Here is a 6,373-nt window from a genome sequence, read left to right on the forward strand (position 1 = left end):
CCGGCGAGAGCCCCGCCGCTCTCGAATGGATGTACTACGGAAACAGTCACGCGAAAAGGGCTACGTAGCGCCAATCCAGAACTGGCCGTCCGCGATCGGCGATCCCGTCGCCCGCGAAGACCTCCGATCGAAGGTGTGACAGATGAGCGTCGGTGCCGGCCGCGGCAACGCCGTCCATGGTGACGACGCTGTGTAGGGTGTCCCCTTCGTGAACCGGACCGACGTGGTCGCACCCGTACCACACCACCACGGTCGCGAGGTTCGGGAATGCCCGGGATGCCTGCGACAATGCGATTCCGATGGTGTGGCCGCCATATACCAGCCGACACCCACCGGCCGCATGTTCGTCATGATGCACTCTGGCGATATTGAGCCTGATCCGGGGCGAACTGTGGGGCCGCATCGACGACGTCGCCGCCGATCACCTCCACCTGCTGTCCGGCCACGAGGGCCGGGCGAGGTGAACCCGACGCCGACGATAGGACCTTCACATCCCAATCCTGTACCGCTGCAATCCAATTCAGATCCGCTCCGGTGCCGATTCCGTCCAGGTCGTCCGCGTGGCCGGTGTCGTGATCCGCACGCAGGGGCAACATGACGCACCGCCAGAAGTCGAGGACGTCACGGACGTGCTGATCAACGGTGCGAATTCGCAAGGCGACCAGCCCCGTCGGCGCCCGATCGGGACCGCGCCGATTCTGTCGCAGCCCTTCGACCGTCGTCGTGGTGGTGAGGGTGCCCCCCAGGTGCGGCATGCGCCGGAAGACCAGTCCTCGATAGAACAAGTTGGCTATGACGTGGTGGGTGGTCACCGTGGATTGGCCGATCGCTATGTCCCACACCAGTGCCGGGTGCGCCAGGCCGGCCGTACCGGTCACGGCCGCCGACAGGCCATGGTCGAGCGGGAGACGGAGGCGATCGCCGACTATCCACTGATGCACGGCTGCAAGGCCATCCGACAACGTGACCGGGGTGCGCTGTCGACTATCTGACCGGGCTCGAGCTCTCCGAAGTACGGTCCTTCCGCGTTCACAGTGCAACTCCGATCTTCGCCAGAGTCCTGCGTGCGGCCACCGCGACCGCCTCGTCGATCATCTGGCCATCCAGTTCCACGGCCCCGCGACCGCTGTCGTGGGCAACGGCCAGCGCGTCGACTACACGCCGCGCGTACTGCACCTGTTCGCTGGACGGCTCGAACGCGAGATTTATCGTGTCGATCTGCCGGGGATGAATTGCCCACTTGGCGTCGAAACCGACCCGTGCGGCATGACTCACTGTCTTCCCGAACCCATCGTCGGCCGCGACGCCGAGATACGGGCCGTCGACCGCGTCCAGGCGATTGGTGCGCGCCGCGGCAATCACCCTGTCCTGCACCGCAATCCAGAGCGCCGGGTCCAGCTCCGCGAATCTGCCCAGCGACGCGGCGAGGTCCGCGTATCCCGTGATCAGCGTCGACAGTCGCGGTGCGGCCGAGGCAATCTGTTCGATCCGGCTCAGTCCATCAGCGGTTTCGATGAGCGCTTCCATCGCGAGCCGATCGGTAGCACCGCAACCGGCCTCGATCCCGTCGAGCAGGCGATCGGCGAACTCCAGGTCCCCCGGCGACTCGACCTTGGGCAGCACGATACTGCTCGCCGGGATCTCGGACCGGACAACCGCGTCGATATCGAGGTGGCACCAGCGGGTCCGAGGTGCGTTGACACGCACCGCGATCGCCGGCCGCACGACGAAGTCACCCCATGCCATCGCGCCCAGCATCGCCCGCGCACGATCTTTATCCGCGGCCGGCACCGCATCCTCGAGATCGATGACCACCTGATCCGCACCGGAAGCCAGTGCCTTTCTGATCTTGTGTTCGTCGCCACCCGGTACGCAGAGGACCGACCTCCGCGGTGGACGTGCCGTCATCAACAACCACCTTTCACTGTTTTTAATCTATGTTAAAGTATATCGATAGTTATCGAAGCCTAGCGAGGAGTCAACAGTGAGCGAGCTTGCGTGCGAACCAATAGACACAGGCGAGTGCTCGCTCGTGACGGAGCCGAGCGCCAGCGAGGCGGAGTCATGAGCGAGCTGTCCGCCGAGGAACAGCAGGTAGTGGCGACAGTGCGCGAATGGGTCGACCGGGAGGTCCGACCCGTCGCTCATGACCTCGAACACGCCAACGAATACCCAGAAAAACTGATCGAGCAGATGAAGCAGCTCGGCATCTACGGCCTGGCCATCCCGGAACCCTACGGCGAAGCACCGGTTTCGATGCCGTGCTACGTCGGGGTCACCGAGGAGCTGGCCCGCGGCTGGATGAGCCTGGCCGGAGCGATGGGCGGCCACACGGTCGTCTCCAAGCTCATCCTCACCTTCGGCACCGAAGAACAGAAGCAGCGATACCTGCCGAAGATGGCCACCGGCGAGATCCGGGCCACCATGGCGCTCACCGAACCCAGCGGCGGCTCCGATCTGCAGGCCATGACCACCATCGCCAAGCGCGACGCGGACGACTACACGATCAATGGCGCGAAGACGTGGATCAGCAACGCGCGCAGGTCGCAGTTGATCGCGCTGCTCTGCAAGACCGATCCGGCCGCCGCCCCACGCCACCGCGGCATCAGCATCCTGCTCGTCGAACACGGCCCCGGCCTGACGGTTTCGCGTGATCTGCCCAAGCTCGGTTACAAGGGCGTCGAGAGCTGTGAACTGCTCTTCGACGACTACCGCGCGCCCGTGGACGCTGTTCTCGGCGGAGTCGAGGGCAAAGGATTCGGCCAGATGATGAAGGGCCTGGAAACCGGCCGCATCCAGGTAGCCGCACGCGCCCTCGGCGTCGCCCAGGCCGCATTCGACGACGCCTTCGCCTACGCCCAGCAGCGCGAGAGCTTCGGCGTCCCGATCTGGCAGCACCAGGCCATCGGCACCTATCTGGCCGAGATGGCTACCAAGCTCACCGCCGCACGGCAGCTGGTCCTGCACGCCGCACGCAAATTCGACGCGGGCGAGCGCTGCGACATGGAAGCGGGCATGGCCAAGTTCTACGCCTCCGAAGTAGCCATGGAAATCGCGCTCAACGCGGTGCGCATTCATGGCGGCTACGGCTATTCGACCGAGTACGACGTCGAACGATACTTCCGCGACGCACCTCTCATGATCGTTGGCGAGGGCACGAACGAGATCCAGCGCAACGTCATCACCTCGCAGCTCATTGCCCGCGGCAGCCTCACTCGGTAGAGTCGCGCAAAGTTGAAAGGGCCGGTGTGGACGCCCCAGGGCGCCCACACCGGCCCGTCTCGTTCCGATACGATCTACGCCGTAGTCCCGTGCGACACAACCGGTTCGGTCGCCCGATCAAGATCGAGCGCGCGGGGCGGGCGTACTCGCCGAGACCGACCAGCAGCGCCATCTGCAGGCCAGCGAGCAGCACCGTGAACGGCGGAACCGCGACGCGGCATCGCCTTGTGAAAACCTTCGGCCGCCACGGTAGATCGCTGCAACCGGGCAAGCGGCATCGACCATCTCGGTGTGTGCCATCGCGCGAAGATGGAAGCTAGCGCATTCCGCATCGACGCCTGGTTCAGTTCGCGCACGTCCACAGGAATCTGGCCGACGATCGGACTGTCCGGCAACGCGTTGAGCTCCTGTAGATATCGAGCCGAATCTCCTCCGCCACGCAGTCGAAGCGAATCTCGACACGGAGGAGTTGCTGACGTTCTAGCGATACGAGTCGCTACCGGGTGTCCGCCTGCGCATCCGATGGCCTCTAACCTGTCAGCGGGCGCCCGGCGCGCTCAGATCACACGGCACCTGATGCCGATCACGAACTCGAAACCACGTCGGTCCGGCGGGCGGCAGCGAAGGCGAGGGCCTCGCCCCAGCTCGCTTTCCTCATGAGCAAGCCCCGATACTTCATGATGACGTTCTGGCCGTTGAGAGTGAGCGCGCCGGCTAGCCGATCGCCCTCGCGATACAGCGCTACCCAGCGCTCGTCGACGTCCGGATCCCCTTCCACGACCTCGATTTCATCCGCGGTCGGCACGCCGACGAACTGAATTCGGCTGTCGTACCAGTCGGACCAGAAGTACGGCACGGTTTGATAGGACGTGGCAGCTTCGGGGTTCAATGCATTTTTCGCGGCGAGTGCGCCCTGTTCGGCTGCGCTGGTCCAGTGCTCCAGTCGCATCAGCCGGTCGAACAGGGGATTGTGCCAGCGTGCGACGTCACCCGCGGCGTAGACCCGGCCGACGCCGGTCCACAACGTCGCATCGCACACCACGCCATTGTCCAGCCGCAGCCCGGAGCCCTCGAGCCAGCCAGTCGTGGGAATCGTTCCGATACCGACTACCACGAGGTCGGCTTCGACCGAGGTGCCGTCGGTCAGCAACACACGCTCGACGCGGCCATCTCCTTCCAGACCTTGCACACCGACACCGCAGCGCAGCGGGGTGCCATTCCGTTCATGCAGAGCGGCGCAGGCCGCACCCATGCGCTCGCCTACGGCCCGGACCAAGGGCGTGGGCAGTGCCTCGAGAATGGTGACATCGAGCCCGCGCTTGCGCGCACCCGCAGCTACCTCCGAACCGATGAAACCGGCGCCGACGACGACCGTGCGCGCGCCGGCTTCCAGAGCCTGCCGGATCGCGATCGCATCATCGAGGGTCCGCAGGGTGTAAACGCCGCTCAGCCCCGCCGAATCGGGCAGCATGCGGGCGTGGGCACCTGTTGCGATCACAAGCGCGTCGTATGCGATGGTGTGGTCACCGACCAGCACCCGTTGTCCTTCGGTGTCCAAACCGGTTGCCGGCGTGCCGAGTATAAGTTCGACTCCGAGCTCGTCACGCAGGATCTCTTCGGTACGGAAGGTTGTCGAGGCAGGACCCGCCCCATTCGGCAGTTGCTCCAAGTACGCCTTGGACAGTGGCGGTCGGTCATACGGAAGATGGTCTTCGGCCCCGATGAGCGTGATGCCGCCGGTAAAGCCCGCTTTGCGGGCGGCTTCCACCGCCCGCAAACCGGCGAGGGATGCTCCAACAACTACGAGATTCTCCTGGGACAACTCACTCACCTCCACATGAATTGAATATATATTAAATTAACTGGCGATCGACGTCAACCGCGTATCGCGCCGACGGAGACGGGCTACTCAACCACCGACCACCCCCTGGCGGCGGGCCGGCGCGTGTGGGGTCCGCGAGGCCGGCGAGCACTCCGACGGCAGACCCATCCGCTTCGTTAATCGCCGGCCGCATCGGCAGCGGGTGATATTCAACCCCGCGATGCATGACGTGCACGGTTTCATGGCGCAGGTATCGACCGGGACCCCTCGGCCGACTTCAGCAGTCCGAAGGGGATACCTCGGCGCCGATCCAGGCTAGTTCATCGCCGCACAGGCGTTCCATCAACCAGCATCTATAATCTAGAATAAATTAGATAACCCCCGCGGGTGCTAGCACCTAGAGATGGTCCCCGCCCATGAGCTCGAGGCATGGAGCTTTCCCACGAGCAACAGGAACACAAGAAAGGTCGCCATGACAACACCTCATCCAACGGACGCGAGATTCGCCGAAACCTACTCGCACGCCTGGACGGCAGATCCTGAAGCACTACTGCAGTTCTTCGCTATCGACGGGACCTACACCGACGTTGCTATGGGCTCGACGTATGAAGGACACAAGGGCATCGGCAAGTTCCACCGCTACATGCTGGAGTTCGCCCCCGACTCGGCCATCATATTCGGCGACACCTACGCAGCAGACGGCAGGCTCTATTCCGAATGGATCTGGAGCGGAACCTTCGCCGGCGCCCTGCGACTCCGTTCGGGCAAGCTTGTCGACGCCACCGGAACCCACTTCAGCGTTCCTGGTATCGCGGCATGCACCTACAACCCTGACGGACGCCTCACGACCCACCGCGACTTCTGGGACCTGTGCACCGTCTTGAACCAGGCATCGATTCCAATCGGCTGAGGCTGGCCCGCGAGAGTGCGGTACACGATAGCCGCAGCATGGTCCAGAGCTGGCATTCCAGCCATCATCCGCCACCGCACTCCGGCGGACTTTGTCGTTTCGCTTCGTCGCCAACTGCTTCGCCGATGAACTCTCCAGGAATATCCAATCTCAACTAGTGGTCCTGCACCAGGAATTCGTTGCAAATATGAGGCGAGGCGTTCCAGGATCTCGTCAGCGGTCTTGGTCTAGACAAACGGTTTCGAGCCCTCGTTCCAGGCCGCGATCCAGTCGCGGATCGACTTCTTCAGTGCGGCAACGCTTTTGTGGACGCTGCCAACGGAGTTTCTGGTCGGTGAGCAGGCCGAACCAGCGTTCGACCTCGTTGGGCGATGCCGCCACCAGTTCCACGTGATCAGCTGACCAGCCGCATAGCGAAG

At 63.9% G+C, this 6,373-nt stretch carries 5 protein-coding genes and 1 pseudogene; 2 read left to right on the forward strand and 4 right to left on the reverse strand.

Translation table 11 applies throughout. The features are described from left to right. Window positions 1-46: 46 nt before the first annotated feature. Both ON44_RS18225 and ON44_RS18230 read right to left on the reverse strand, forming a co-directional pair. A pseudogene (locus tag ON44_RS18225) lies at window positions 47-1,033 on the reverse strand (hotdog family protein). Beyond that, on the reverse strand, window positions 1,030-1,908 hold the full coding sequence (locus ON44_RS18230) for an HpcH/HpaI aldolase/citrate lyase family protein (RefSeq protein ID WP_040691569.1): 879 nt from the start codon (window positions 1,906-1,908) through the stop codon (window positions 1,030-1,032). The pseudogene ON44_RS18225 and the gene ON44_RS18230 overlap by 4 nt, the downstream one beginning before the upstream one ends. 156 nt (window positions 1,909-2,064) lie before the next feature. On the opposite strand from ON44_RS18230, the gene ON44_RS18235 reads away from it, so the two are divergent. Further along, window positions 2,065-3,222 (forward strand): acyl-CoA dehydrogenase family protein, encoded by a 1,158-nt coding sequence (locus ON44_RS18235; RefSeq protein ID WP_040691572.1) that lies wholly within the window; start codon window positions 2,065-2,067, stop codon window positions 3,220-3,222. A 583-nt stretch (window positions 3,223-3,805) separates the two neighbouring features. On the opposite strand, the gene ON44_RS18240 is transcribed toward ON44_RS18235, so the two are convergent. After that, window positions 3,806-5,044 carry an NAD(P)/FAD-dependent oxidoreductase gene (locus ON44_RS18240; protein WP_040691625.1) on the reverse strand — a complete coding sequence of 413 codons (1,239 nt, stop codon included), beginning with the start codon at window positions 5,042-5,044 and terminating at the stop codon, window positions 3,806-3,808. A gap of 403 nt (window positions 5,045-5,447) precedes the next feature. Between ON44_RS18240 and ON44_RS18245 the strand changes: the two genes are divergently transcribed. Further along, complete coding sequence (locus tag ON44_RS18245; RefSeq protein ID WP_245567217.1) at window positions 5,448-5,954, forward strand: nuclear transport factor 2 family protein; 507 nt, start codon at window positions 5,448-5,450, stop codon at window positions 5,952-5,954. Between the two features lie 213 nt (window positions 5,955-6,167). Here the strand turns inward: ON44_RS18245 and ON44_RS50300 are convergent. Next, window positions 6,168-6,373: hypothetical protein (locus ON44_RS50300; protein WP_218007603.1), on the reverse strand; the 206-nt coding region annotated here is incomplete at its 5' end.

The sequence above is a fragment of the Nocardia vinacea NBRC 16497 genome, from assembly GCF_000308835.1.
GTDB lineage: Bacteria > Actinomycetota > Actinomycetes > Mycobacteriales > Mycobacteriaceae > Nocardia > Nocardia vinacea.

Excerpts from the sequence above, each read along its gene's own strand:
- ON44_RS18230 (WP_040691569.1), bottom strand. The coding sequence starts at position 1,908 with ATGACGGCACGTCCACCGCGGAGGTCGGTCCTCTGCGTACCGGGTGGC.
- ON44_RS18235 (WP_040691572.1), top strand. The coding sequence starts at position 2,065 with ATGAGCGAGCTGTCCGCCGAGGAACAGCAGGTAGTGGCGACAGTGCGC.
- ON44_RS18245 (WP_245567217.1), top strand. The coding sequence starts at position 5,448 with ATGGTCCCCGCCCATGAGCTCGAGGCATGGAGCTTTCCCACGAGCAAC.